General features: G+C 46.6%; 28 protein-coding genes. 13 read left to right on the plus strand and 15 right to left on the minus strand.

What is annotated here, in order from left to right; all coding sequences use genetic code 11:
• Nucleotides 1-60: 60 nt before the first annotated feature.
• Nucleotides 61-1,116, plus strand: a complete 1,056-nt coding sequence (locus B7Y67_RS05370) for a formate dehydrogenase subunit gamma (RefSeq protein WP_293597729.1) — start codon at nt 61-63, stop codon at nt 1,114-1,116.
• A 10-nt stretch (nt 1,117-1,126) separates the two neighbouring features.
• Nucleotides 1,127-1,396, plus strand: a complete 270-nt coding sequence (locus B7Y67_RS05375; RefSeq protein ID WP_293597730.1) for a hypothetical protein — start codon at nt 1,127-1,129, stop codon at nt 1,394-1,396.
• On the opposite strand, the gene B7Y67_RS05380 is transcribed toward B7Y67_RS05375, so the two are convergent.
• On the minus strand, nt 1,397-2,107 hold the full coding sequence (locus B7Y67_RS05380; protein ID WP_293597731.1) for an ATP-binding cassette domain-containing protein: 711 nt from the start codon (nt 2,105-2,107) through the stop codon (nt 1,397-1,399).
• The gene (locus B7Y67_RS05385; RefSeq protein WP_293597732.1) at nt 2,100-2,795 is read right to left on the minus strand and encodes an ABC transporter permease; all 696 of its coding nucleotides are present in this window, start codon (nt 2,793-2,795) and stop codon (nt 2,100-2,102) included. The genes B7Y67_RS05380 and B7Y67_RS05385 overlap by 8 nt, the downstream gene beginning before the upstream one ends.
• A gap of 66 nt (nt 2,796-2,861) precedes the next feature.
• Here B7Y67_RS05385 and B7Y67_RS05390 point away from each other — a divergent pair, with 66 nt between their 5' ends.
• Genes B7Y67_RS05390 through cls form a run of 3 tightly spaced genes read left to right on the plus strand, consistent with a single transcriptional unit; the run spans nt 2,862 to nt 5,286 of the window.
• On the plus strand, nt 2,862-3,062 hold the full coding sequence (locus tag B7Y67_RS05390) for a hypothetical protein (protein ID WP_293597733.1): 201 nt from the start codon (nt 2,862-2,864) through the stop codon (nt 3,060-3,062).
• Nucleotides 3,062-3,814 (plus strand): endonuclease/exonuclease/phosphatase family protein, encoded by a 753-nt coding sequence (locus B7Y67_RS05395; protein WP_293597734.1) that lies wholly within the window; start codon nt 3,062-3,064, stop codon nt 3,812-3,814. Before B7Y67_RS05390 ends, B7Y67_RS05395 begins: the two co-directional genes overlap by 1 nt.
• The gene (gene cls, locus B7Y67_RS05400) at nt 3,811-5,286 is read left to right on the plus strand and encodes a cardiolipin synthase (protein ID WP_293597735.1); all 1,476 of its coding nucleotides are present in this window, start codon (nt 3,811-3,813) and stop codon (nt 5,284-5,286) included. The genes B7Y67_RS05395 and cls overlap by 4 nt, the downstream gene beginning before the upstream one ends.
• Here the strand turns inward: cls and B7Y67_RS05405 are convergent.
• Both B7Y67_RS05405 and B7Y67_RS05410 read right to left on the minus strand, forming a co-directional pair.
• The gene (locus B7Y67_RS05405; RefSeq protein ID WP_293597736.1) at nt 5,283-6,467 is read right to left on the minus strand and encodes a CaiB/BaiF CoA-transferase family protein; all 1,185 of its coding nucleotides are present in this window, start codon (nt 6,465-6,467) and stop codon (nt 5,283-5,285) included. The genes cls and B7Y67_RS05405 overlap by 4 nt on opposite strands.
• A 39-nt stretch (nt 6,468-6,506) precedes the next feature.
• Entirely contained in the window at nt 6,507-7,676 is a 1,170-nt protein-coding gene (locus tag B7Y67_RS05410; RefSeq protein ID WP_293597737.1) for an acyl-CoA dehydrogenase family protein, read from the minus strand.
• Between the two features lie 187 nt (nt 7,677-7,863).
• Between B7Y67_RS05410 and B7Y67_RS05415 the strand changes: the two genes are divergently transcribed.
• Entirely contained in the window at nt 7,864-8,367 is a 504-nt protein-coding gene (locus B7Y67_RS05415) for a YqaA family protein (protein ID WP_293597738.1), read from the plus strand.
• A 19-nt stretch (nt 8,368-8,386) separates the two neighbouring features.
• On the opposite strand, the gene B7Y67_RS05420 is transcribed toward B7Y67_RS05415, so the two are convergent.
• From B7Y67_RS05420 to B7Y67_RS05455, 8 genes are all read right to left on the minus strand, one after another.
• Nucleotides 8,387-9,091 (minus strand): ABC transporter ATP-binding protein, encoded by a 705-nt coding sequence (locus tag B7Y67_RS05420; protein WP_293597739.1) that lies wholly within the window; start codon nt 9,089-9,091, stop codon nt 8,387-8,389.
• 13 nt (nt 9,092-9,104) lie between these two features.
• Nucleotides 9,105-9,860: an ABC transporter ATP-binding protein gene (locus tag B7Y67_RS05425; protein ID WP_293597740.1), complete on the minus strand. Its 756-nt coding sequence runs from the start codon at nt 9,858-9,860 to the stop codon at nt 9,105-9,107.
• Nucleotides 9,860-10,819 (minus strand): branched-chain amino acid ABC transporter permease, encoded by a 960-nt coding sequence (locus B7Y67_RS05430; RefSeq protein WP_293597741.1) that lies wholly within the window; start codon nt 10,817-10,819, stop codon nt 9,860-9,862. The genes B7Y67_RS05425 and B7Y67_RS05430 overlap by 1 nt, the downstream gene beginning before the upstream one ends.
• 16 nt (nt 10,820-10,835) lie before the next feature.
• On the minus strand, nt 10,836-11,690 hold the full coding sequence (locus B7Y67_RS05435) for a branched-chain amino acid ABC transporter permease (protein ID WP_293597742.1): 855 nt from the start codon (nt 11,688-11,690) through the stop codon (nt 10,836-10,838).
• A 118-nt stretch (nt 11,691-11,808) separates the two neighbouring features.
• The gene (locus B7Y67_RS05440; protein ID WP_293597743.1) at nt 11,809-13,044 is read right to left on the minus strand and encodes an ABC transporter substrate-binding protein; all 1,236 of its coding nucleotides are present in this window, start codon (nt 13,042-13,044) and stop codon (nt 11,809-11,811) included.
• A gap of 103 nt (nt 13,045-13,147) precedes the next feature.
• Complete coding sequence (locus B7Y67_RS05445) at nt 13,148-14,386, minus strand: FAD binding domain-containing protein (RefSeq protein WP_293597744.1); 1,239 nt, start codon at nt 14,384-14,386, stop codon at nt 13,148-13,150.
• 2 nt (nt 14,387-14,388) lie between these two features.
• Nucleotides 14,389-14,850 carry a VOC family protein gene (locus B7Y67_RS05450; RefSeq protein WP_293597745.1) on the minus strand — a complete coding sequence of 154 codons (462 nt, stop codon included), beginning with the start codon at nt 14,848-14,850 and terminating at the stop codon, nt 14,389-14,391.
• Between the two features lies 1 nt (nt 14,851).
• Nucleotides 14,852-15,562, minus strand: a complete 711-nt coding sequence (locus B7Y67_RS05455; RefSeq protein ID WP_293597746.1) for a TetR/AcrR family transcriptional regulator — start codon at nt 15,560-15,562, stop codon at nt 14,852-14,854.
• A 148-nt stretch (nt 15,563-15,710) separates the two neighbouring features.
• On the opposite strand from B7Y67_RS05455, the gene B7Y67_RS05460 reads away from it, so the two are divergent.
• The 7 genes from B7Y67_RS05460 to B7Y67_RS05490 all read left to right on the plus strand — a co-directional run bounded on the left by B7Y67_RS05460 (nt 15,711) and on the right by B7Y67_RS05490 (nt 22,231).
• Nucleotides 15,711-16,130, plus strand: a complete 420-nt coding sequence (locus B7Y67_RS05460) for a CoxG family protein (RefSeq protein WP_293597747.1) — start codon at nt 15,711-15,713, stop codon at nt 16,128-16,130.
• A gap of 40 nt (nt 16,131-16,170) precedes the next feature.
• Nucleotides 16,171-17,025: a xanthine dehydrogenase family protein subunit M gene (locus tag B7Y67_RS05465; protein ID WP_293597748.1), complete on the plus strand. Its 855-nt coding sequence runs from the start codon at nt 16,171-16,173 to the stop codon at nt 17,023-17,025.
• Nucleotides 17,026-17,063: 38 nt separating this feature from the next.
• On the plus strand, nt 17,064-17,573 hold the full coding sequence (locus B7Y67_RS05470; protein ID WP_293597749.1) for a (2Fe-2S)-binding protein: 510 nt from the start codon (nt 17,064-17,066) through the stop codon (nt 17,571-17,573).
• Nucleotides 17,574-17,593: 20 nt separating this feature from the next.
• The gene (locus B7Y67_RS05475; protein ID WP_293597750.1) at nt 17,594-19,990 is read left to right on the plus strand and encodes a xanthine dehydrogenase family protein molybdopterin-binding subunit; all 2,397 of its coding nucleotides are present in this window, start codon (nt 17,594-17,596) and stop codon (nt 19,988-19,990) included.
• A 129-nt stretch (nt 19,991-20,119) separates the two neighbouring features.
• On the plus strand, nt 20,120-20,896 hold the full coding sequence (locus B7Y67_RS05480) for a 3-hydroxybutyrate dehydrogenase (protein ID WP_293597751.1): 777 nt from the start codon (nt 20,120-20,122) through the stop codon (nt 20,894-20,896).
• Nucleotides 20,897-21,023: 127 nt separating this feature from the next.
• Complete coding sequence (gene sodB, locus B7Y67_RS05485) at nt 21,024-21,602, plus strand: superoxide dismutase [Fe] (RefSeq protein WP_293597752.1); 579 nt, start codon at nt 21,024-21,026, stop codon at nt 21,600-21,602.
• A 38-nt stretch (nt 21,603-21,640) separates the two neighbouring features.
• Nucleotides 21,641-22,231: a urate hydroxylase PuuD gene (locus B7Y67_RS05490; protein ID WP_293597753.1), complete on the plus strand. Its 591-nt coding sequence runs from the start codon at nt 21,641-21,643 to the stop codon at nt 22,229-22,231.
• A 92-nt stretch (nt 22,232-22,323) separates the two neighbouring features.
• On the opposite strand, the gene B7Y67_RS05495 is transcribed toward B7Y67_RS05490, so the two are convergent.
• The 3 genes from B7Y67_RS05495 to B7Y67_RS05505 all read right to left on the minus strand — a co-directional run.
• Nucleotides 22,324-23,493 (minus strand): FAD-dependent oxidoreductase, encoded by a 1,170-nt coding sequence (locus B7Y67_RS05495; protein WP_293597754.1) that lies wholly within the window; start codon nt 23,491-23,493, stop codon nt 22,324-22,326.
• 48 nt (nt 23,494-23,541) lie between these two features.
• Nucleotides 23,542-23,709 carry a rubredoxin gene (locus B7Y67_RS05500; protein ID WP_293597755.1) on the minus strand — a complete coding sequence of 56 codons (168 nt, stop codon included), beginning with the start codon at nt 23,707-23,709 and terminating at the stop codon, nt 23,542-23,544.
• Nucleotides 23,710-23,771: 62 nt separating this feature from the next.
• Nucleotides 23,772-24,111, minus strand: a 340-nt coding sequence (locus B7Y67_RS05505) for a ferritin family protein (RefSeq protein ID WP_293597756.1), incomplete at its 5' end; no start/stop codon positions are given.

A 24,111-nucleotide genomic window follows, 5' to 3' on the forward strand; every position in this document is an offset into this window, starting at 1 on the left:
ACGCGCTAAGTGATCAGTTAAACAACAATAAATAAAACGAAAACGTTTAAGGATATTTGTATGAATCGATCATTTTCAAGTGTTAGTCGCTCCTGGGTCTTGGCTCTGGGCGTATCACTGAGTTTGTTGAGTGGGGTTTCTTTGGCCGAACGTGCGCCAATGCAGCCTTTGCCATCGCCAAGCGGAATTGATATTCCTAAGAATCTCAATGCGATTCCTAGTGGCACACAAGCGCAATCTCAACCAGCGAACACAGCTCCTAAAGAGGGTGTCATTTGGGATACAGCCAATAGCGATCCTTATAACTATGTCAGCATTCCAGATAAAGAGGCGAGTGTTCTTATTCAGCGCTCAGGTCAGCAATGGCGCTTGATTCGCAATGGCGTGATTACCGTTTATGGCGGCTGGCTCCTAGCGCTTGCGTTCTTTGGTGTGATTGCGATGTATATGTTTAAAGGCCCAATTAAGTTGCAGGAGCCCTTATCTGGCACAAAAATTAAGCGTTTCAATGGCTTCGATCGCCTGACACACTGGACAATGGCATTTAGCTTCATTGCCTTGGCATTTACTGGCTTACTAATTTTGTACGGCAAGTACTTTGCAATGCCATTGATGGGCGGCGCAGCTTATGGCTCCTTCTTGATGGTTTGCAAAAGCATTCATAACTTTGTTGGTCCGCTATTTACATTAAGCATCGTGATTTTCTTTTTCCTCTTTGTTCGTAAGAATATTTTTGGAGAGGGTGACATGGCATGGTTAATGTCTTTCGGTGGTATTTTCTCTGGTAAGCATGTGCCAGCTGGATTCTTTAACTTTGGCGAGAAGTTCTGGTTTTGGTTCGGCATGGTTTTCTTGGGCTTGATTATTTCTGCCTCTGGATTTGTGCTCGACATGATCGTGCCATTCATGGATATTCAGTACTTGCGTGGCACTATGCAATTAGCCAACATCATTCATAGTTCTGCGGCTATTTTGATGACAGCTATGGCAATGGGCCACATCTATATCGGTACGATTGGTATGCAGGGCTCAATCGACGGCATGAAGACTGGCTACGTTGACGCAACTTGGGCTAAGGAACACCATGAAATTTGGTACAACAAGATTAATAAATAAGGACAAAGCCATGAAAAAAATCATTGCTTTCACACTCTGCTCAATGGCTACTACTACTGCATTTGCTACTTTGCCTCCGTTGACGCCTGAAGCTCAAGCGGCCGCAACTTTGGCAAAAGCAAAAGCGGCTTATGGCGACAAGGTAGCGGGGTTCCAGCTTTGTCAGGCTATGAATCGTGTGGCAGACAAGTTTAGGGTTCCTGGTACTCCAGCTCCTGCAGCCTGTGTTGCACCACCCCCATTTGTTGCGCCTGTAGCTGCAGCACCAGCAGCAAAGTAATTACTCGGCGAGCAACTCTTGATGTAAGTAGCGCTTAGCTGCTTGTGTCTGAGGATCGGCAAAGAAAGGACCTACGGGTCCTTTTTCTTTTAGCTGACCCTGATCAATGAAGAGGATGTAATCTGCAATTCTTTGTACTTGTGCAAGTTGGTGAGATGTGAAGATGACGTTAGTGTCTTGAAGCTTAAATTGACGTACGATTTCTTCGACTTGCTCCGTAGTATTCGGGTCTAAGTTAGCAGTAGGTTCGTCAAGCAAAACCAAATTGGGTTTTTGCAAAATAGCTCGACCTAGACAGAGTTTCTGTCTTTCACCTGCTGAGAGTTTATGCGCAGGGGTGTTGGCAAGATGACTTAATCCGATCTGCTCCATAACCGCATCAATATCAGTAGAGTTAATTGAAGGGTCGGCATCTTTCACCATAGCAATATTGGCTTTTGCTGAAGCCTTGATCATGGGTGTGTGATGCAATACAAGGGATGATTTGATCGGGCCGCTAGAGTGGGTGACAGTGCCTGAATCTGGTTTGATTAAACCATCAAGTAATTTTAGGAGAGTTGTTTTGCCTGCACCATTGGGCCCAATGCAGGCACAAATTTGATCGGCAGGAATAACTGCATGCGGAATATCTAAGATGATGCGCCCATCACTTTTGACGATGACGCCTTTCAATTCAATGAATTGCTGAAATTGTTCAGAGCTATTAACCATATCGACGCTCCGCAACTTGGCGAACTACAAATGTGAAGAGGTTGGCCAGCAGCACAATACCGAGCAAAATAATGCCTAAGGCAAGCGCCAAGGGCAAGTCTCCCTTACTAGTTTCTAAAGCAATGGCAGTTGTCATGGTGCGGGTGGACTGGTCTATATTGCCACCCACAATCATCACGGCACCCACCTCGGATATCGCTCTAGCCAAACCAGCCAAAATGGCAATCGTGAGCGAGAAACGGCAGTCCCAAATCAGCCATTTTAGGGCGGCCATTCGGGGTAAGCGAAGTGCCATGAAAGAATCCCGATGAATTCTCCAAGAGTCCTCCAAGATTTGACGGCTTAGGGCGGCAATTAAGGGGGTTGTAAGCAATGTTTGCGCCAAGATCATGCCGTTGGGTGTAAAAAGCCATCCCCATACCCCTAAAGGCCCTGTACGGGAGAGTAATAGGTAGACTACGACACCTACAATGACTGTCGGAACCCCCATGAGGGTATTTAAGGCAACTGTAATCGTCTTTTTGCCATTGAATTCTTCGGTCGCCAAAAGTGCCCCTAAAGGCAGTCCGATCAAGGTGCCCAAGAGAAGTGCCGTCAGACTGACCTGTAAAGAGACTAGGACAATGCCCATCACCCCGGCATCTAAATGCGCGAGGAGCATAAAGGCATCCCGAAAGGTAATCAACATGGGCTTGATTCTAGCAAGGCGATGGCAAAATGGCATAAATGCAAATAATTTCCCTTCTTATAACTTATGGCTGAAGTCATTTGCCTCTGTAATGAGGTTCTCGATGTCGATCTTCGTGAATATCTCGATACCCATCCGATCGACTCTATTGATGAGTTGCGTGAACAGGCATCGATTTGCAATAAATGTATGCAATGCCAAGATCTGGTTGAAGGTGAAATCTATTTAGCACGCGTCAGGCGACACCGTGCTGCAGGACAGTTTTAGTGACGCAATTACAGTTAGGCCGCTTTAGCGTCATGAGTATTAATGTGCATAAGGGTTTATCGCCCTTGCATAGAAAATCTACGATTTATGAGTTGCGTCAAAAAATGCGTAGCCATCATCCAGACCTACTTTTCTTGCAAGAGCTTCAGCAAGAACATCGCGGGCGAATCAGAAGGTTTGGTCAATGGCCTTTGACTGAGCTGACCCATTTCTTATCCGAAGATTTTTGGCATGATTGGCATTACGGCAAGAATGTTGAATACCCGGATGGTCATCATGGTAATGCCATTCTTTCTAAAAGACCTTTGCATAAGGGTGAAAACTACGATATCTCGGCCTATCGATTTGAGCGGCGCGGCTTACTTCATAGCATTACTCAGCTAGAGGGTGTTGCAACACCAATCCATTGTTTCTGCGTGCACCTGGCTTTATTTGAAAGAGGGCGAGAGCGTCAGCTGGAAGAAATTATTCGTTATATTGATTCGCTTGCCAAGGGTGGCCCGACTATTGTGGCGGGTGACTTTAATGATTGGCGTAATCGCATCAGTGCACCGATGCGCGTCGCTGGTTTTGATGAAGTTTTTGAGGTGCTAACAGGCGCCCCTGCAAAAACCTTCCCTAGCGTAAAGCCGATGCTAGCGATGGACCGAATTTATGTAAGAGGCTTGAAAATCCATTCTGCAGAGATAATGCACGACTGGTTGAAACTATCTGATCACTTAGGCATTGCAGCAGAACTTGAGATTTTATGAACATTATTAATTTTTTACTCGGATCCATTTTTGGCGAATCTCTTATTTGGGTGCCAATAGCACATGTCATCATTGTGATTCTATTTGGATTTAAATTAATTTCAGTGAGAAGGCCAGTTGGTGTTGTGCTGGCCTGGTTTCTGATTGTCGTTTTATTCCCATTGATTGGTATCAGCCTGTACATTCTGATTGGTGAACGTCCCGTGGGTCGCCAGCTCACTCGAAAAATTATTCGCATGGATAAAGAGTACGCCGCGATCACTGAGAGTACGCGTAAGTGTTATCAGGCTGACAAGCAGTTGCTACCAATCGAAGGTAGAGCCTTGAGTGTATTGGCGGAGGCTAAAAATGGTTCTCCTGTCATTGCGGGCAACAAGATTGAACTGTTCACTAGCTCCTTAGAGATCTTGCAGTATTTCATTGATGAGATTAATCAGGCAAAGAAAACTCTGCACTTGGAGTTTTATATTTGGGCTCTCGGCGGTGATGCGGACCGCGTTGGTGAGGCCTTAATCGCGGCTGCTAAACGCGGTGTAACTTGTAAGGTCTTACTTGATTCCTTGGGTAGCAAAAACTGGTTTAAATCCAGATGGCCAAATCGTTTCAGAAATGCTGGCATTCAGGTAACTGAGGCATTGCCAATTCAGATTGGCCGCTTCCAGTTTCGCCGCGCTGACCTAAGGCTACATCGAAAAATATTTGTGATCGATAACACCATTGTTTGGACTGGCAGTATGAACATGGTTGATCCGCGCAGTTTCAAGCAGGATTCCGGTGTGGGTGAGTGGGTTGATGCCATGGTCAGAATTGAAGGACCGATTGCATCCCAATTTGAGCTGACATTCTCTTTTGACTGGAGTGTTGATAATCCGAAGATTACGCACTTTAATGATGTGGCGCCAGCCCCCAGTCCGCAAGAAGGCAAGGTCTTGGCCCAAGAGTTTTCGTCTGGACCGGTCTATCGTGACGATATCTTGTATCAAGTACTTCTCTCGGCCATCATGGATGCGCGCGAAGAGCTCACTATTACTACGCCATACTTTGGTCCAGATGATGGGTTGATTCAGGCTTTGATGGCGGCTGCTGGTCGAGGCGTAAAGGTCACCTTAATTGTTCCTAAATTAAATGATTCGACATTGGTTGCTTGGAGTAGTCGCAGCTTCTATTCTGACCTGATGAGTGCAGGCGTTAATATCGCCGAGTTCCATGGTGGCTTGTTACATACCAAGAGCTTGCTGATAGATAAGCGGGTGGCAATTTTTGGTTCGGTGAATTTTGACCAACGAAGCTTACGATTGAATTTTGAAATTAGCTTAATCGTGTACAACGATGCGTTTTGCGCCAAGCTGGAGACTTTGATTGAATCCTATTTAGCTCAATCTGACATGGTGGATTCAGTCAGATGGGGTAAGCGACCGCGTTGGCGTGTCATGTTAGAGAACGCCGCCCACCTCTCTTCGCCTTTACTTTAAATCGCGCCTTGAGCGCGCATCGATTCGATTTGGCTTACTGAAATACCCAGCTCCGATAGGATTGCATTGGTGTGCTGCCCAACGGCGGGAATGGCATCCATGCGGTAGTCGAAGGTGTTATTGCTACCAGGGGGTAGCATGGCTGGAACAGGCCCTACAGGTGACTCCACTTGTACCCAGCGATCTCTTGCTTTGAGTTGATCGTGATTCCATAAGCCTTGCATATCATTTAGACGGGCATTGGCAATTTGGGCTTGATCTAGTTTTGCAATGACTTGCTCGGTAGTGAGATTACTAAAACAAGCATCAATGATGGAGAGCAGTTCATCTCGCTTCTCATTACGTTTGAAGTTTTTATCAAAGCGCTCGTCTTTGGCTAAAGCTAGATTCTCGAGCACCACTTCACAGAATAAAACCCACTCACGGTCATTTTGAAGTCCCAGCATGATGGTGCCACCATCGCCCGCCTTAAATGGCCCGTAGGGATAAATCGTGGCATGAGATGCGCCATTGCGCGGAGGAGGGGTGGCACCTTCATAGGCGTAGTAGAGCGGATAGCTCATCCATTCACCCAAAGACTCGAGCATGGAAACGTCGATAGTAGATCCTTTGCCAGTTTTACCGCGCTGTAAAAGTGCAGCCAGTACATTGGTGTAGGCATACATGCCTGCGGCAATATCGGCAATCGAGTTACCCGCTTTGCTGGGGGTTTCGGGAGTGCCGGTCACCGATAAGAATCCAGCTTCACTTTGAATCAGCAAGTCATAAGCCTTTTTGTCACGATAAGGACCATTATTCCCATAGCCTGAGATGTCGCACAAAATTAAACTTGGATTGTCTTTTTGCAAGAGCTCTGCAGTCAGACCCATGCGTGCTGCCGCACCAGGAGCTAAGTTCTGTACGAGCACATCTGCTGTTTTGAGCAGTGTCTTGAGGGCTGCGAGGGCAGATTCTTGTTTGAGATCTAAGGTTAGACTTTCTTTAGAGCGATTCACCCAGGTGAAGTGGGACGACATACCATTGACGCGCTCATCATATGCGCGGGCAAAATCGCCAGCACCAGGCCGCTCTACCTTAATAACTCGTGCGCCTAAGTCTGCTAACTGGCGCGTACAAAATGGAGCGGCAATAGCGTGCTCCAGAGAAACAACGGTGATGCCATCTAAAGGGCGAATACTCATGTAATTACTTATCCAACCGGTTGAATGAAAAGATCTGATTTAGAAGGAGCGGGGCAGTCCGAGAACATGCTCAGCTACATAGGAATAAATTAAGTTTGTCGAAATGGGCGCCACTTGATAGAGGCGGGTTTCTCGGAACTTGCGCTCGACATCGTATTCATTAGCAAAGCCAAAACCACCATGGGTTTGTAAGCACACGTTCGCTGCTTCCCAGGATGCTTTTGCAGCTAGGTACTTCGCCATATTGGACTCAGCGCCACAAGCTTGCTTGGCATCAAATAGCTCGCAAGCCTTAAAGCGCATCAGATTGGCTGCTTCAGTCTCAATATACGAATCTGCAATTGGAAACTGAATGCCTTGATTCTTGCCGATAGGGCGATCAAATACTACGCGCTCATTGGCGTAGCGACGCGCTTTATCTACAAACCAATAGGCATCACCAATACACTCCGCTGCAATCAGGACGCGCTCTGCATTAAGCCCATCAAGAATATATTTAAATCCTTGACCCTCTTCTCCGATTAAATTCTCTGCAGGGATTTCGAGGTTGTCAAAAAAGACTTCATTGGTTTCATGATTTACCATATTAGCAATCGGCTGGATTGTCATTCCTTTGCCAATCGCTTCTTTGAGATCAACGATAAAGATCGACATACCTTCTGATTTTTTCTTTACTTCTGCGAGCGGAGTAGTGCGCGCTAAGAGAATCATCAAATCAGAATGTTGAATACGGGAGATCCAAACCTTCTGGCCATTCACAACATACTTAGCCCCCTTTTTGACGGCAGTAGTTTTAAGTTTGGTGGTGTCAGTGCCTGTAGTGGGTTCAGTAACTGCCATAGTTTGCAGGCGCAGTTCACCGGTAGCAATCTTTGGTAAGTAGAGCTTTTTCTGCACATCAGAGCCATGTCGCAGCAATGTGCCCATGTTGTACATCTGGCCATGACAGGAGCCTGCATTGCCGCCGGAGAAGTTAATTTCTTCCATGATTACTGAGGCTTCAGCAAGGCCTAAGCCTGAACCGCCAAATTCCTCAGGGATCAAGGCGGCCAACCAACCAGCTTGAGCCATCGCATCAACGAAGGCTTCTGGGTAGGCTCTTTCATGATCTACTTTTTGCCAATATGCGGAGTCAAAACTCCCGCAAAGGTCACGTAAGGCTTCACGCATGTCTTGGTATTGGTCTGGCTTGGGGATCGGGTGATTCATAGGGCTATCTATAAAAATGGTGGTTAGTGAATAGGTCAATACCTACAGTTTAAGCAAGAAATCAGAATTGCGGGCAGAGTGAAGTAAGCAAGAATCATTAGGCGCAAGATGGGGCTGAGTGCCTATTGGGGCATACTTAGGGAATGACCAGGCCCTTACCTACTAATCCACCAGGGCTCCTGAATTAATGGAGCAAATGCTCAGCCAGTTCTTCGACTTTTTTGGGATGCCATCAATTGGCTTACCAGCGGTATTTATTAGTGCTTTTATCTCTGCAACTTTGTTACCCGTGGGTTCCGAGCCGATACTTTTTGGGTATGTTTCAGTCAATCCTCACTTGTATTGGATCGCCATTATTGTTGCCACTATTGGCAATACTTTGGGTGGCATGTTTGATTGGTGGCTTGGGCTGCTGAGCCGCAATAGTTTCGAGTCTCTCAAGGGGCCTTCTAACAGCAGAATGCAGCGCTGGCTTGAAGAGCGGGGGCCAAAGATGCTGCTATTGTCATGGTTGCCTGGTTTTGGCGATCCCCTTTGTTTAGCGGCGGGCTGGCTCAGGCTGGCTTGGGGACCTTGCCTCATCTATATGTTTATCGGCAAACTACTGCGCTATCTCACTATGACGTGGCTATTAACCCTAGTCCCCAATAGTGTCTGGCATCAATTGGGGGAATGGCTTCACATCATCTAAGAAGCTCCCCAAAAAAGCATTAAACAGCGCAATACTTTTGTTGAATCTCGTCGTTATTGAGGAGGTTCTGAGCCGTGTCATGAAAGACAATCTCACCTTGATCCAGAATGTAGGCACGGTCAGAAATCTTGAGTGCTTGTTGAACATTCTGTTCAACCAACAGGATGGTTAAGCCCTGCTGCTTGAGTTTGGCAAACAGTTCAAACATTTCTTCCACTAAGACTGGCATGATGCCTTCTGAAGGCTCATCTAAAAGGATGACTTTAGGTTTCGCAATCATAGCTCGTGCGATTGCTAGCATCTGCTGCTCACCGCCTGACATCGATGTTCCATCTTGATGTAATCTCTCCTTGAGGCGGGGAAAGGTTTCAGCAATTTCATCGACCATTGCGCTCATGTCACCAAGACTCTTCTTTGCGATAACGCCTAACTCTAAATTTTCCTTGACAGTTAATCCTGGAACAATGCGTCGATCCTCTGGGACGTAAGCTAAACCCAGGTGGTAGCGCTCATGAGCTGCAAGATCCAAGAAAGAGATACCATCAATAGAGGCCTTACCTTCTCTCTTCGAGAGTAGACCCATTAAAGATCGCAGGGTAGTAGTCTTGCCGGCACCATTACGTCCCATTAAGGTAACGATTTCACCCTTATTTACTTCCAAAGATACACCTTGAAGAACATGACTGCGGTCGTACCAGGCATTTAAATTTTCTACACGCAACATATATAAACCTTCGTTAACCTTGGCCTAGGTACACACGTCGTACCTCTGCATTATTTTGAATTTCTTCTGGAGTACCTTCGGCCAAAAACTCACCATGATGCAGAACGATGATGCGTTTGCATAAACCCATAATTAGTTTCATCTTGTGTTCAACCAAAATGACGGTTCTTTCATTTGCCAACGTGCGAATGAGATCCATCATCACGAGAGTCTCCTCGGGGGACATCCCCGCAGTGGGTTCGTCTAACAACAGCAGGCTTGGATTGCAGGCAAGCGCCATAGCAATTTCTAATGCGCGTTGTTGACCATGAGCTAGGTCACCCGTCTTTTTATTTCGCAGGTGCTCTAGATTGACTCGACGTAACAGTTGGTCTGCAAGCTCAATTGGTCCGGGATAGCTTTGCGCATTACGTAAAAAGTTGTAGCGCGCTGTTTCCATTTGTGCAGCAACGCGGACATTTTCATGGACGGTGAGCTGTTTAAATACATTGGTAATCTGAAAACTCTTAGAGATGCCGATGCGAGCAAATTCATATTGCTGCATGCCGGTAATATCCTTACCGTTAAATAAAATTTGGCCGCTTGAAGGGGGAAAGGCTCCACTGAGGACGTTAAAGAATGTACTCTTTCCTGCGCCATTTGGGCCAATGATTGCTGTGAGGGAGCCGGGCATAAATGTGGTCGACACATTCTGCAGGGCTTTAAATTTCCCAAAGCTCTTGCTGACATTGCGAGCCTCAAGGATGGGGGATTGGTTTGAGCTACTCATTATTTCGAATCCTGATTGAGGTTTAGCTTGTTCAAGATGGTTCCCCAGATTCCTTTAGGGAAGAACAATACAAAGAACATAAATACCAGTCCAATGACGGCCATCCAGTGCCTGGTGAAAGTGGTGACCACATCCTCCAAATAAAGCATGACGGCAGCACCAACAAACGGCCCAAAGAAAGTACCCATGCCACCCAAGATGCTCATCATTACTGCTTGTCCAGATTGGAGGTAGTGCAGAGAGTCTATTGGAACAATCGACAGGTGGAGAGCGCGTAATGAACCTGCTAAGCCGCAGATGGCAGCTGACAATACAAAGACCAATAGCTTTGTGCGTGCGACATCAAATCCGCAAGCCGCAGCGCGCTTCTCATTCTCACGAATTGCTTCCATTACAGCGCCAAGAGGTGAGTTCAGGATTCGAGAGATAAGCCATATGGCAATGACTACAAAAAAGAGAATGATGTAGTACTTCACGAGTGGATTTAGAAAATCTACTGGGATGCCAAAAATATTGAAGGAATCAACACGAACACCCCTTAAGCCATTCTCACCACCGGTCAAACTCTCAGCCTTGTAAAAAGCATAAAAAACAATTTGGCCTAAAGCCAGGGTGACCATGGAGAAGTAGATGCCTCTGGTGCCAATCGCCAGGAAGCCCATAATCAATCCACCGATAGCAGCGCCAATCACACCCACCAGAATTGCAGTGCCCCAGGGCATTTGGTAATGGACGATACCAATACCAGTCAGATAGCTGCCGATACCCAGGAATGCTGCATGACCAAATGATAGAAGGCCCATATAGCCAAACAGGAGATTGAACCCCATGGCGAATAATCCAAAGATTAGGATGTTGATAGCAAGAGCTTCATACGGCATGATGAAAGGAAAGATCATCAAGAAGAGGCTGCTTGCTAACACGCGATGGCGCGCAATGAGTTGGAAAAATGATTTCATAAATATCCAGGGGGGATTAACCCATTCCCCCCGCTTTGCCAAATAAACCTTGTGGTCGGATTAGGAGCACTACCGCCATCAAAACAAAAATGGAGAGTTCGGAAAGGTCGGGGAAGAATAGCGAGGTCATGCTGTAGACTACGCCAACCAATAAACCTGCAACAACGGCACCTACCGGTGAGCCCATGCCACCAACTACCGTGACTACAAAAGACTCCGCCAAGATTGGAATGCCCATTTCTGGATTAACCGAGCGGGTAGGTGAGGCCAATATTCCGGAGAGGCCGGCAATCGCACAACCAAGGCCAAATACCATGAGCCATACTTTGGCAATATCTACTCCAAGCACTTTGACAATCTCTTGGTCAGCGGCACCAGCTTTAATTATCAGGCCATAGCGGGTCTTCTGAATAAAGAACCAGACCGCAAAAATAATGACGGCTGTGGCAGCAATCAGGAAGAGTCTATATTTGGGGAAGAAGCCAATGCCAACATCGAGGGTGCCTTTAAGTCCATCAGGGGTAACAGATGGTAGACCTTCGATACCAAAGGTGACGCGCATTGCTTCAATCAAGACATAAGACAGTCCAAAAGTCAGGAGGAGTGGATAGTCAATGCCTCGGCCATAAAGAGGGCGGACCAGGAATCGCTCAGTTAGTAATCCAAGTACTCCAGTGGCAATGGGTGTGAGAATTAAGCTAAACCAAAAGTTGCCTGTTACGCCTAGGAAATAGACGCCCATGAATGCGCCCACCATGAAGAAGGCGCCGTGGGCAAAATTCACAACATTGAGCATGCCAAAAATAAGACACAAACCCAGTGCTAGAAGTGCATAAATACTGCCCAAGGCAATTCCTGTTAGCAGCTGCATGCAGAAAAGTTCAAATGTAAGACCGGTCATATATGTACTCAGAAAAACTCCCCTTCAGCCAAAGGCATCAGGGGAGGGGTTCAGGGTAAATCAAATGACTTACCCTGAAATTTCAGATTTAAGCCTTGTGGCCTAGCTCCGCGCAACTACGCATATTCTTCTCGGTAGTTGGTTCGATCGTCAGGATATTGAAGACATCGTACTTATCCTTCATATTCTTTGACTTAGACTCAACGATGATGACTGTTTGCACAGCTTGGTGGTCGCACTTGCGATAGTACTCAGGACCTTTGTACCAGTCGTACTTTAGGTTCTCCATTGCACCTACCACTTTCAAGGTTTCAGTGGATTTTGCAATCTTAATCGATGCCAACACACTCTTTACGCCAGCGTAGCCTAGTGCACCATAGTCAGACGGAACTGAGCCGTTGTACATTTTGCGGAATGCATCGTTAAATGTTTTTGCTGTTGGGATACGATCCTCAAGACCCCAGTAGTAGGAAGTGCCGCCAATAATTCCTTCAAATGCTTCAGGGCCGCCTGCAAGACGTGATGTATATAGAAGAACTGGAGTCACAATTTTCATGCTGGACTTCAGGCCAAAGTCTGTACATTGCTTGGCGGCATTAACAAGGTCGCGACCAAAGTTACAGAGTACCAAGATGTCGGGATTCAATGCCTTGATGCGTGGCAAGAATGCAGAGTAATCGGATGCGCCTAGCGGGTGACGAATATCCGCCAATGTAGTAGCGCCCATCTCTTTACCAGCACGCTCAAAAGCGCGAACCATCTCGTGGCCGTAAGCATAGTCTGCGGTCAGGAATACGATCTTTTTGCCAAAGCGAGGGATAGAGTAGCGAGCTACTGCGCCTGCTGTCATAGTTGGATTCAAGGCTTCATGGAATGTATATACACTCCAATCTTTGGCTTCGTTAATCGCATCAGACTGGCTGATGGAATTAAAGAGCACCTTGCGCTCTTTACAGACGGCATTGATAGAGAGTTGGGTTGCAGCGGAAAGTGAGCCCACAACAAAGTTCACCTTGTCTTTTTCAATCAACTCAAGAGTGCGTGTCGCAGCTTCGCCTGGATTCAGTTTGTCATCGCGAACTAAGAGTTCAGCTTTGCGACCATTGAAGCCGCCCGCATCGTTGAATTCTTTAATAGCTAATTCAGCAGCCTTAACTTGGTCCTGCGCTTCAGCAGAGAATGGGCCAGTTAGTGGTGTAGGAAAGCCAATCTTAATAGTTTCAGATTGGGCGCTTGCCATGTTCATCCAAAGCGGGGTGCTAGCTGCAGCAGCTCCGCCGATTAACATTTTTCTTCTAGTTTGATTCGTTACTTTTTGTTTCATGGTTGTCTCCTCCATTTAAAACAGTTTATTAATAAGAATACTTTTTGCTTCATAAATCTTAACTGAATGCTTCTGGTAATGCGAATATCTACATCTAGTTTTTTTAATGCGACTCTGGAACTGCTTTCCCTTCTGCTAGCAAGGTGCTGAGATCAATTGCTGTCTCCGCCATCACGGTATCCGCATTTCTGCGTAGGCTATTGCCATCCCTAGTGCCTTTGCTACCTTGTGCTTGCATGTAGCGGCCTAAGTATTGCGCTCTTGCAACTACCTGTTGCCCAAGCTTAAGTCGTTCCTTACCATATGCTTCGAGTGCCGAAGGGTTTGCGCCCAATGCGGCAATGTGCCGTGCAATTGCCATTGCCTCATCACCCGCTTTTGTAACTCCCATACCAACATGTGGTCGTCCAACAAAAGCTGCATCACCCATTAAAGCAATTCTGCCGAAGACAATTTGCTCTGATCGAACATCGTAAATTGCTTGCAAAAAGGGTGAGGCTGTTTTTTCTAAAATTTCTGCATATTGAGGAGCCAGAATTTCCCGAGCAATCGTTCGCATTTCAGCAATGTGCTTCCATGACACTTTGAGTGGTGGGATGCCGGTTGGATAGTGGTGACCATCCGCATCCGTCAACAGTTTGCCTAGCTCACTCTCTTCAGATGCGGGGCGATACCAAACAAAGTTATAGCGCCGTTTGCCTAGTCTGGTGTCATTGCCAGGGCCTGCAACGGGGTAGCCGAGCATCTGTTCGCCATTAGGCAGACAGAATCCAAAGTAATTAAATAAGGTATCCAAGGTGTAATTTGATAAATGGCTTTCATCGCAAACACCTCGCCATGCAATGTATCCTGCATATTCAGGCTGAATATTTGGCGCTACTTGGGCTCTTACTGCAGAGCGAATGCCATCTGATGCAATCAGCAGCTCTGCCTGATAAGTGCTGCCATCTTCGCAAGTCACCTGAACACTGTTGGAATCTTGGCTAACTGTTTTTACATTCTTACCTTGTAGGTAACGCTCAGTTGGAAAATTCTCTTTCAATAGGTGGTAGAGGCGACTCCATGAAGTGAGGATTTGTGGAAGCGGCATTTCACCTAAGCTCTCACCATCAGCACCCAAGGTAACGCGCTTTGACACGGCAACTCCAAGACTGTCATCCACAGCGATCCCTGCTTCGCGTAAGGCATCTGCAAGCGCATCATGTGTCACGATTCCAGCACCTCGACCATCTAAGGAGCCAATCGCCTTTTCTAGTAAGGTGACATCGTGACCCTGGCGGAGCAATATATTGGCAGCAAATAAGCCCCCAAGGGATCCGCCGATGACGAGAATTTTTGCCATCTTTACTGTGCAGCCTTAGCATCAAGCGCTGCTTTTTCTGCTGCAGGGTAATTTAATTCAATCACGATACCGTTGGGATCATCTAAAAAGAGTTGGTGAAGCTGCAACACGGGCACTGTTCGCTGTCTACAAGGAACCCCTAATTTATCAAGCTGTGCAAGCTTGGCCTCCAAGCCTTTGGCAAAAAACGCGATGTGATCTACCGCCCCAGAGCCATATAGCGAGCTTGGGTCGCGCTCGCCAAGATATTGCTTCAATCCATTAGGATCATTCTTATCAATTGCAATGAGATGCAGCACTGCATTGGCCCAATCGTTTTCATCGCCGTTGTACAGCCAGACCCCTGGAAATGGAAACTCTGGGCGTGGCCCAACCGTTAAGCCTAGTACTTCACTATAAAACTGAGTAGTCTTCTCAATCTCAAGACTGCGGATGGAAAAATGATTTAGGCTGAGGTATGTCATATTAATTTTTACCATTAGTAAATAAAGCTTTTGCTGAGATCAGGTAGGAGCTAATGCGATCTTGAATAATTTCTTGTTCGGTATTGGGGTTCCCGGAGTCATAGATGGCTTGACCATAAATCCAACGGCGCATACCGATGTAAAAAATACCACCATGCAGGCCCATTAAAAACTCTAATTCTCGCTGTGAAGGCTTACCGCGCGTGCTGCGACCACAGTGTTTGCGAGTTTCTCGAATGAGTCTAGGCAATAGGCGATCACGCAATAGCTCAAAGAATCGATCGCTAATTGAGTGATCGCTTAAGCCCGAGAAAATCAAGATGCGTACGAAATCGTAGGTGAGAACCGTATTTGAATAGTCGATATAAAACGCATACAATTTTTCTTCTGGTGAAAGGCGCCTGTCGTCTAGCAACTTTTCCCATTCAGGCTTCCAGCGTGATTCAAAGACGTCCTCATACACCGCTTTGATTAATGCATCCTTTGTAGGGAAGTAGTGATAGAGCAGGGTGTGAGTAACGCCCAGCCCTTTTGTTAAGTTTCTGAGTTGCCCATCAATCCCATGTTTTGCAAAGTACTGAATTGCGCGATCTAGTATTTGGCGCTTACGATCTGCCGTACTCATTCTCCGGCGAGCAGGGACCTCAGAGGCAGTCACTTCTGAAGCGACGCTGTTTCTTGTGCTGCGGTCTCGATCGAAACTCATTGTCATCAGGGTTTATCCGAATTTGGCCTTATTGACCAAAAGTTAAATAATGGTACATTGTTGAACAATTGGTAGATAAGACTCTATTCGTACAAACCCCAAGGAGATGTAATGGAACTAAATGGCGAGCAACTCATTGCGGCTCCAATCCCAGATGAATGATATTGACGTACTCGCAAAGTCTATCCCTGGCTGTGAAGAGATTAGCCGTATCTCACCTGAGGAAATACACGCTAAGGTCATGTTCAAGATTGGACCAGTGAGAGCTAGATTCGCTGGAAAGCTTCTGTTGAGCGATGTCGTTCCCGATCAATCCTGTTCAATGGCATTTGAGGGATCGGGTGGTGCTGCAGGCTTTGCAAAAGGGCGCTCACGAGTTGAATTGAAGGCTGCTGAAGGTGGCACCTTGATTACTTATACGACGGAGGCCTCCATTGGGGGCAAGTTAGGACAAATTGGTGGCCGCTTAATCAGCGCTTCTGCCAAAAAGATTGCGGATGATTTTTTTCAGCGGTTTGCAAAAGAATTGGGTGGTGAGGTGATGCCCCTAGAGTCGGACGCACAGGCCGAATAAGGTTTGGCGATATAAATACAAAAGCAGTGGAGGAGACGAAATGAAAGCAGCAGCATTTGATTATGCAAAACCGAAGGTGCTTGGTGAGGCCTTAGCTTTGCTGGCTGAAGCCGGTGAAGATGCCCGTTTGATTGCAGGTGGCCAGACACTTTTGGCTACGCTCAACCTCCGCCTCTCAGAGCCTAGCATTCTGATTGACATTACCAATCTCGATGAGCTCAAAGGGATTTCTGTAGTCGGTGACCAATTGCGTATTGGAGCTTTAGTAACTCATACTGAAATTGAAGATTCAAAATTGATTGCGCAACATGCGCCGCTGCTTAAGGCTGCCGTGCCACATATCGCACACAGAGCTATCCGCAATCTAGGCACCTGGGGCGGCTCTTTGGTTTATGGAGATCCTGCGGCTGAATGGCCAGCCTGTAGTCTGGCACTTAATGCAACGATGTTGATTGCAGGTCCTGATGGCGAGCGTCGTATTTCAGCGCAAGACTTTTTCATTGATCTGTACACCACATCCTTGGAGCCCAATGAAATTCTTGTGGCAACTGACATGCCAATTGCAAGCAGTGATCAAGTTTTTTATTTTCATGAGTTAGCTCGTCGCCATGGAGACTATGCTGTTGCTGGCCTTGCCTTAGTTGCAAATAAAGCCGGCAATGTTCTAAGCGACTGCACTTTCACTTTCTTCTCTGTTGGTGCTACGCCGGTAATGGCGATAAAAGCTCAAGCCTTGGTTGAGGGCAAGCCTCTGAACGATGAGTTGATTGCTAGCGCAGTTGCCGCCGCTAGGGCGGAGATTGAGGTGATTGCAGATATCACTAACAGCGCAGAAACTAAACAACATTTAATTGGTGTTTTATTAGAGCGCGGCTTAAAGCATTTAATTGCTTAACTAATTATTAGAAAAATAAATCAAGTTCGGAGATTGAAATGAGCTTAAAGAAAAAAATTACGATGACCGTCAATGGTTCGCTAGTCAATGCTGAGATTGAGCCGCGTCGACATTTAGTGGATTTTTTGCGTGAAGATCTCCATTTAAAGGGGCCTCACCTAGGTTGTGAGCAGGGCGCATGCGGGGCCTGTACTGTCAAAGTTAATGGGCAAATCATTCGCGGCTGCTTATATTTGGCTGTGCAAGCTGATGGATGCGTTGTGGAGACAATTGAGGGCCTCACGAAAAGTGGTGTATTAGCAGACCTACAAGAAGCTTTCATGCGTCACAACGCAATGCAATGCGGATTTTGCTCCTCTGGAATGTTGCTTGCTGCTGCGGAGTTGATTGAAAAACAGCCTAAAGCGACGCGTGAAGAAGTGCGCGAATGGATCTCCGGAAATTACTGCCGTTGTACTGGTTATCACTCCATCGTAGATGCCATCATGGCCGTGCTAGAAGCTCGAGCCAAAGGCGAAAAAATTAAACCTGTTGTTGCTCTCGCTTAAGTAGACTGGGAAAACTGATTATGAATAAGCCAGCAGACCTCAAAGGATTAGCGCTTGATCCAGTAACAAATGATCAACGCTACATTGGTAATAGTGAACCTCGGCATAAAGCGCGTCGACTCATCGAGGGTCAAGGTACTTATGTAGACGATATTCAATTGCCCAGAATGGGGCATGTGGTGTATTGGCGTTCGCCGGTAGCCCATATGAAAATTGGAAAAATTCATATTGAACAAGCAAGCAAAATGCCGGGTGTACTTGCCATAGTTGATGGCGTCAAGATGGCAGAGCTTTGTAAGCCATGGGTTGCCACTTTAGGTCATCTGGCTGGCATGAAGTCTGCCCCTCAATATGCATTAGCAATTGATAGAGCTTGCTGGCAAGGTGAGCCAGTAGTTGCTGTAGTTGCAGAGACGCGTGCTCAGGCAGAAGATGCTTTGCAGTTAGTAGACGTTGAGTGGGAGGAGTTGCCTGCGGTAGTCTCTATGGAAACGGCATTGGATGCAGAGACGCCAGTAATTCATCCAGAGCTTGGTGACAACCTCTGCTTTACGCGTAGCTTAGATGTTGGCCAGGTGGATGAAGTGTTCGCATCCGCCGATGTTGTTGCAGAAGCAACCTTTGGTTTTGGTCGCCACACTGGTGTGACCTTAGAGCCTCGTTGCCAAATTGCCGACTACAACCCTGGTGATCGCCGTCTGACGGTTTATCACTCACAGCAAGCGCCGCACATGATGCAAGATTTATATTGCCGTCAGTTTGGCCTGTCTGAATCGGATGTCCATGTTATCTGTAAAGATGTTGGCGGTTCTTTTGGCATCAAGGTTCACGCATATCCAGATGATTTTGCAACGGTGGGTTTGGCGATGATGTTAGAGCGTCCAGTCAAATTTGTTGCTGATCGACTTGAATCATTTACGAGTGATATTCATGCGCGTGAGCATCGAATTAAGGGGCGCATTGCGGCCAATAAAGATGGCGACATCTTGGCCTTTGAGATCGATGATCTTACTGCCATCGGCCCCTATTCCATGTTCCCTAGAACCAGCGCGATTGAGGGCAATCAAGTCGTCAACTTGGTTGGTGGTCCATACAAGCATCAACATTACAGAGCCAAGCTCAATGTAGTGTTTCAGAATAAAACGCCTACCTGCCAATATCGTGGAGTAGGGCATCCGATTGCCTGCGCTGTGACTGAAGGTTTGGTGGATTTAGCTGCGCAAAAGTTAAAGATGGACCCTTTGGAGTTTCGCAAGCGTAATGTGATTCCTGATGATGCATATCCTTGCTCCGGTATTTCAGGAATTAAGTTAGAAGTGTTATCGCATGAGCAATGCCTGCGAACTATTGAAAAGATGATGGACTATTCTGCTTTGCGCAAAGAGCAGGCTGAGTTGCGCAAAAAGGGCATCTATCGCGGAATTGGCTTTGCCACCTTAATTGAGTTAACTAACCCAAGTCCAGCCTTCTATGGTGTAGGCGGCGCTCGCATTGCCTCTCAGGATGGCGCTTCTGCTCGATTAGATCCTAGTGGTGTGGTTTCCATATTGATTGGTGTTGGTGAGCAGGGTCAAGGTACTGAAGGCATCTATGCCCAAATTGCTGCCGATGCTGTTGGACTCTCTATTAAAGACGTTCGCATTATTACTGGAGATACCGATGTAACCCCTTATGGTGGTGGAACTTGGGCTTCTCGTGGTGCTGGAGTTGGTGGCGAAGCAGTGTTATTGGCATGTCAGGCTCTCCAAGAGAATATCTTGAAGCTTGCTGGCGCTATCTTGAATAGATCGCCTGAGGAGTTGTTAGTGCGTCGTGGTCATGTTTTGGATAAAGCAACCGGCGAGCAGTTACTCCCGTTTAGCGAGATTGGTCGTATTGGGTATTTCCGTACCGATACTTTGCCAGTCGGATTCTCCGCTGATTTGATGGTGACACGTCATTACACTCAAAAAGAGTATCCATTTATCTTTACTAATGGTGTTCAGGCGTCTTATGTTGAGGTGGATCCCGACACTGGATTTGTAAAGCTCTTAAAGCATTGGGCGGTTGAGGATTGCGGCCGTGTACTCAATCCGATGTTGGTCGATGAGCAAGTGCGCGGAGCAATTGTTCAGGGTATTGGCGGCGTTCTTTTCGAAGAGTGTCTCTATGACGATAGTGGCCTACTGCGGAATGGCAGCATGGCTGATTATTTGGTTCCTATGGCTAACGAAATGCCGGATATTGAAGTGGCTCACGTAGAGACCCCAACCCAGTCATCCAAGTTGGGGGCAAAAGGCGCTGGTGAGGCTGGTACTGCCGGGGCTCCTGGAGCGGTCCAGAATGCGATTAACGATGCTTTGGTGCCTTTTAATACTGCAGTGTTTGATCAGCCCATCACTTGTGAAAAGATTCTGAAGGCCCTTGGCAAGGTGTAATTAAGAGTTCGCCCTAATTTACGCATTCCCCGTATCAAAGGGGTTGCCGCATCCTGTAACATCAAGTTTTGACCATCCGCAAGCCCTCATTAGGGGGTTTGCGATTAACTTGATATCGCGAGTAAGAATATGTCTCATTTAAAAGGTAAAACCGCTCTAGTTACTGGCTCGACTAGTGGCATTGGATTGGCAATGGCTATCGGGTTGGCAAAGCAGGGTGCCAATATTATGGTTAACGGCTTTGGTGAGAAAGATGCGGCTGTTGCTGCCATTAAAGCTTGCGGCGTCGAAGTGGATTACCACGGTGCCGATATGAGCAAACCTGCTGAGATAGAAGATCTCATCAAGCAAACTGAAAAGCGATTTGGCTCACTAGATATATTGGTAAATAATGCAGGCATTCAATACACAGCAAATATTGAAGACTTTCCAGCTGATAAATGGGAATCGATTATCGCCATTAATCTAAGCTCAGCTTTTTATACATCTCACCATGCTTTGCCTGGAATGAAGAAGCGTAACTGGGGCCGAATTATTAATATCGCATCGGTTCATGGTTTGGTTGGCTCTATTCAAAAATCGGCTTACGTTGCCGCAAAACATGGCATTGTTGGCTTAACGAAAGTAACCGCGCTTGAAAATGCCAAGACTGGAATTACCTGTAACGCAATTTGCCCAGGATGGGTTCTGACCCCCTTGGTGCAAAAGCAGGTAGATGCGCGCGCAGAACGCGATGGGATTTCAAATGAAGAGGCCAAAAAAGCCTTAGTTTCCGAGAAACAGCCCTCGGGCGAGTTTGTTGCTCCAGAGCAATTGGCTGCATTGGCTGTTTTCCTCTGTGGTCCCGATGCCTCTGAGGTCCGTGGGGTCGCCTGGAACATGGATGGCGGCTGGACTGCCCAGTAATCCCAAGGGAGGGGTGATACAAGGTAACCCCCTTTCCATACCCAAACAAAATCGCCAGAATCGTCTATAGTTAGGGCGAATATGGCTGCTATAGCTACCGATTAATATGTCTTACAAGGAAAAAATGATGGAACATACATTACCTCAGCTACCTTACGCATTAGATGCGCTTTCACCATTCATCTCAAAAGAAACTCTAGAGTTTCACTATGGCAAACACCATCAAGCCTATGTAACCAATTTGAACAACTTGGTTAAAGGTACTGAATTTGAAAATGCTTCCTTAGAAGACATCATTAAAAAATCGTCTGGCGGTGTTTTTAATAACGCAGCCCAAGTATGGAACCATACCTTTTACTGGAACAGCATGAAGCCCAATGGCGGCGGTGCTCCAACCGGCCCCTTAGCTGATGCTATTAATGCTAAGTGGGGCTCTTTTGATAAATTCAAAGAAGAATTCACAAAGTGTGCGGTTGGTACATTTGGATCTGGCTGGGCTTGGTTGGTTAAAAAGGCGGATGGCTCTCTGGATTTGGCTTCAACAAGCAATGCGGCCACACCTTTAACTACGGACGCAAAGCCTTTGATGACTTGCGACGTTTGGGAGCATGCTTATTACATTGATACTCGTAATGCTCGTCCAAAGTACGTAGAAAATTTCTGGAATGTAGTGAACTGGGATTTTGCTAGCAAGAATTTTGCCTAATATCTCCTGATATATACATTTTTATCAAGAAAGCTTTTATGTCATCTATCTTTACCTCATTGGGGCGCACGGTTTTAGCTGGTTTTGTGCTTCTTGCATTAATTATTTTGGCTTTGGGTGCAAATCTCAGCTCAATTGAATTGCCTTTCTTATTCCGTTGGATTCACGTGATGGTTGGCGTGATGTGGATTGGTCTGCTTTGGTATTTCAATTTTGTTCAGATTCCTTCCATGTCAAAAATTCCAGATGAGCAAAAACCTGCGATTGGAAAAGTAATTGCTCCAACAGCATTATTTTGGTTCCGCTGGGCGGCCTTGTTTACTGTTGTTAGCGGTTTGATCCTGGCTGTGTTGAATGGCTATGCACATCAAGCATTTACCTTGCAGGCTCCATTTCGCGCAATTGGTTTAGGTATGTGGATTGCCTTGGTAATGGCTTTCAATGTTTGGTTCATCATTTGGCCGAATCAAAAACGTGCCTTAGGTATCGTTGCGGTTGAGCCGGATGTTAAAGCAAAGTCTGCACGTGTTGCGATGTTGACTTCACGCTTTAATACGATGCTTTCCGTGCCAATGTTGTTTTTGATGGTTGCTCAATCACACAACGCAACCTGGTTTGTGATCGTTTAACAAGTTAGCTGCTGTGCATCATTAAAAAGGCCCGTAATAGCGGGCCTTTTCTTATTCAGTAACCATTTGAAATTGCAAGACAGAATCAGCTGTTATTGTAGTATCGGCGGAAGTTCTTTAGTGAGTGCACCGCGCTGGGCTGTTGCCGTTCCTAGAAGTGCAAAGCCGAGTAGCTTACCCTCGCTCGATTCGAAGCGCGCTTCAATGCCGCCTTCAATTGAATTAATCTTCCACTCGCCCAAAGCACCTTTGGCTGGCGGTGAAACGATGTTTGGCAATGCGGGAGTCTTCACCATCACCGGCATAGCTGGGTAGGTAAGCGCTATTTCCTGTCCGAGGAGGTTTGGGGCTAATGCACGTGCTGCCTGCATGATGGGCATGACATAGGGGAGAACCAAGCCTTCAACCTCAGCACAGTCTCCAATGGCGTATACGTTTTTGGCGCTAGTTTCTAGCTGACGGTTGACGGTGATGCCTGAGTCAGTTGCAATTCCAGCTGCTTTAGCTAAATCCAAACGGGGCTTAAGGCCAACAGCCGATAGAAATACATCGCTAGTAATCACTGATCCATTGGCCAGGGTGATGGACAGAGAGTCACCAGCGCGATCAATGGATTGCACTGTAGTTCCAAAGTGCCAGCTAACACCTGCCTCGCCGAGTTTGGCTTGAAGTGCTTGCGCTGCTGCTTCGGGAAGGAGACGACCCAAAGCTTGCGGCGCCAAATCAATCACATCCACTTGATAAGATCCCAAAATCAAATCGTTTGCAAATTCACACCCAATAAGGCCTGCTCCTAGAATGGTGATACGTTTTTTACCTGCAATCGATTTACGAAACTGCGCATATTCTTCTAGGTCATTGACGGTGATGACCTCATTTGAAGCATTACCCTGTAAAGGTAGGCGAATTTGGTCAGCACCCAAGCCTAGAACCAACTTTCCATAAGAAACACTTCCTTTGGATGTTGTAATGGTTTGAGCGACGGTATCAATTGCAGTGACATCAGCATCACCCAGAATGGTCATCTCTAGTTGTGTTGCCATACCTTCGGCATTGGTAGAAACCAATTGCTCGGCAGACTTGTTACTTGCCAACGCTGTAGAGAGCATAGGCTTTGAATAGAAATAGCCTGGCTCACGGGTCACTAGCGTAATCGGTACAGTCTTATCGAGTTTGCGAAGTTCACGAATGACGGTGTATCCAGCTAAGCCGCTACCAATGATGACAATTCCTGATGGTGATGCTTGATTCTGACGATCCAAAGCTGGACTCCCTAGTAAAGCAGTTAAACGATTGGTGTACGGATTAAATTAAGAAATTTGAACCATTTCAAAATCCGATTTTGCTACGCCACAGTCTGGGCATTCCCAGTCTTCAGGGATGTCAGCCCAGGCAGTGCCGGCAGGAATGCCGTCTTCCGGTAAGCCCTTTGCTTCGTCATAGATGAAGCCACATACGATACATTGCCAAGAATTCATGATGTTTCCTTAAAGATAATTCGATCAGTTTAAATTTATTTTCGTTTTATTTCTGAACTTGCTCAGACTGCTGCAAATTCTTTAGCTTTTTCTAAGGCCTTCTTGTAGTGGTTGGCATGACGCTCCTCTACATTGGCTAAGGCCGCAAAGCGTTTTGCTGCCTTAGCTAACATTGCCTGAAATTGCTCAGCATGCTCTTTTGACTCGGCAATTTGCTCATCAATTTCTGCTACTGCTGCCAAATTGCCTTCATCAACTGCTGTTTTACGAAAGTTTGGATACATTTCTGTGTATTCATACGTTTCACCCTCGATTGCGATCTCTAAGGCGCGAGCTGGGGTAATCGTATTGGCAGGGTGGAGTAAGTCTAGGTGACCAAAGGCGTGCATGACTTCTTGATCA

This window comes from Polynucleobacter sp. 35-46-11, assembly GCF_002281105.1.

Coding starts and splice junctions, on each gene's coding strand:
- B7Y67_RS05410 (WP_293597737.1), bottom strand. CDS start 7,676: ATGAATCACCCGATCCCCAAGCCAGACCAATACCAAGACATGCGTGAA.
- B7Y67_RS05370 (WP_293597729.1), top strand. CDS start 61: ATGAATCGATCATTTTCAAGTGTTAGTCGCTCCTGGGTCTTGGCTCTG.
- B7Y67_RS05375 (WP_293597730.1), top strand. CDS start 1,127: ATGAAAAAAATCATTGCTTTCACACTCTGCTCAATGGCTACTACTACT.
- B7Y67_RS05430 (WP_293597741.1), bottom strand. CDS start 10,819: ATGAAATCATTTTTCCAACTCATTGCGCGCCATCGCGTGTTAGCAAGC.
- cls (WP_293597735.1), top strand. CDS start 3,811: ATGAACATTATTAATTTTTTACTCGGATCCATTTTTGGCGAATCTCTT.
- B7Y67_RS05450 (WP_293597745.1), bottom strand. CDS start 14,850: ATGACATACCTCAGCCTAAATCATTTTTCCATCCGCAGTCTTGAGATT.
- B7Y67_RS05425 (WP_293597740.1), bottom strand. CDS start 9,860: ATGAGTAGCTCAAACCAATCCCCCATCCTTGAGGCTCGCAATGTCAGC.
- B7Y67_RS05455 (WP_293597746.1), bottom strand. CDS start 15,562: ATGACAATGAGTTTCGATCGAGACCGCAGCACAAGAAACAGCGTCGCT.
- B7Y67_RS05440 (WP_293597743.1), bottom strand. CDS start 13,044: ATGAAACAAAAAGTAACGAATCAAACTAGAAGAAAAATGTTAATCGGC.
- B7Y67_RS05385 (WP_293597732.1), bottom strand. CDS start 2,795: ATGTTGATTACCTTTCGGGATGCCTTTATGCTCCTCGCGCATTTAGAT.
- B7Y67_RS05380 (WP_293597731.1), bottom strand. CDS start 2,107: ATGGTTAATAGCTCTGAACAATTTCAGCAATTCATTGAATTGAAAGGC.
- B7Y67_RS05470 (WP_293597749.1), top strand. CDS start 17,064: ATGAGCTTAAAGAAAAAAATTACGATGACCGTCAATGGTTCGCTAGTC.
- B7Y67_RS05445 (WP_293597744.1), bottom strand. CDS start 14,386: ATGGCAAAAATTCTCGTCATCGGCGGATCCCTTGGGGGCTTATTTGCT.
- B7Y67_RS05435 (WP_293597742.1), bottom strand. CDS start 11,690: ATGCAGCTGCTAACAGGAATTGCCTTGGGCAGTATTTATGCACTTCTA.
- B7Y67_RS05490 (WP_293597753.1), top strand. CDS start 21,641: ATGTCATCTATCTTTACCTCATTGGGGCGCACGGTTTTAGCTGGTTTT.
- B7Y67_RS05420 (WP_293597739.1), bottom strand. CDS start 9,091: ATGTTGCGTGTAGAAAATTTAAATGCCTGGTACGACCGCAGTCATGTT.
- sodB (WP_293597752.1), top strand. CDS start 21,024: ATGGAACATACATTACCTCAGCTACCTTACGCATTAGATGCGCTTTCA.
- B7Y67_RS05475 (WP_293597750.1), top strand. CDS start 17,594: ATGAATAAGCCAGCAGACCTCAAAGGATTAGCGCTTGATCCAGTAACA.
- B7Y67_RS05390 (WP_293597733.1), top strand. CDS start 2,862: ATGGCTGAAGTCATTTGCCTCTGTAATGAGGTTCTCGATGTCGATCTT.
- B7Y67_RS05405 (WP_293597736.1), bottom strand. CDS start 6,467: ATGAGTATTCGCCCTTTAGATGGCATCACCGTTGTTTCTCTGGAGCAC.
- B7Y67_RS05480 (WP_293597751.1), top strand. CDS start 20,120: ATGTCTCATTTAAAAGGTAAAACCGCTCTAGTTACTGGCTCGACTAGT.
- B7Y67_RS05465 (WP_293597748.1), top strand. CDS start 16,171: ATGAAAGCAGCAGCATTTGATTATGCAAAACCGAAGGTGCTTGGTGAG.
- B7Y67_RS05415 (WP_293597738.1), top strand. CDS start 7,864: ATGGAGCAAATGCTCAGCCAGTTCTTCGACTTTTTTGGGATGCCATCA.
- B7Y67_RS05460 (WP_293597747.1), top strand. CDS start 15,711: ATGAATGATATTGACGTACTCGCAAAGTCTATCCCTGGCTGTGAAGAG.
- B7Y67_RS05500 (WP_293597755.1), bottom strand. CDS start 23,709: ATGAATTCTTGGCAATGTATCGTATGTGGCTTCATCTATGACGAAGCA.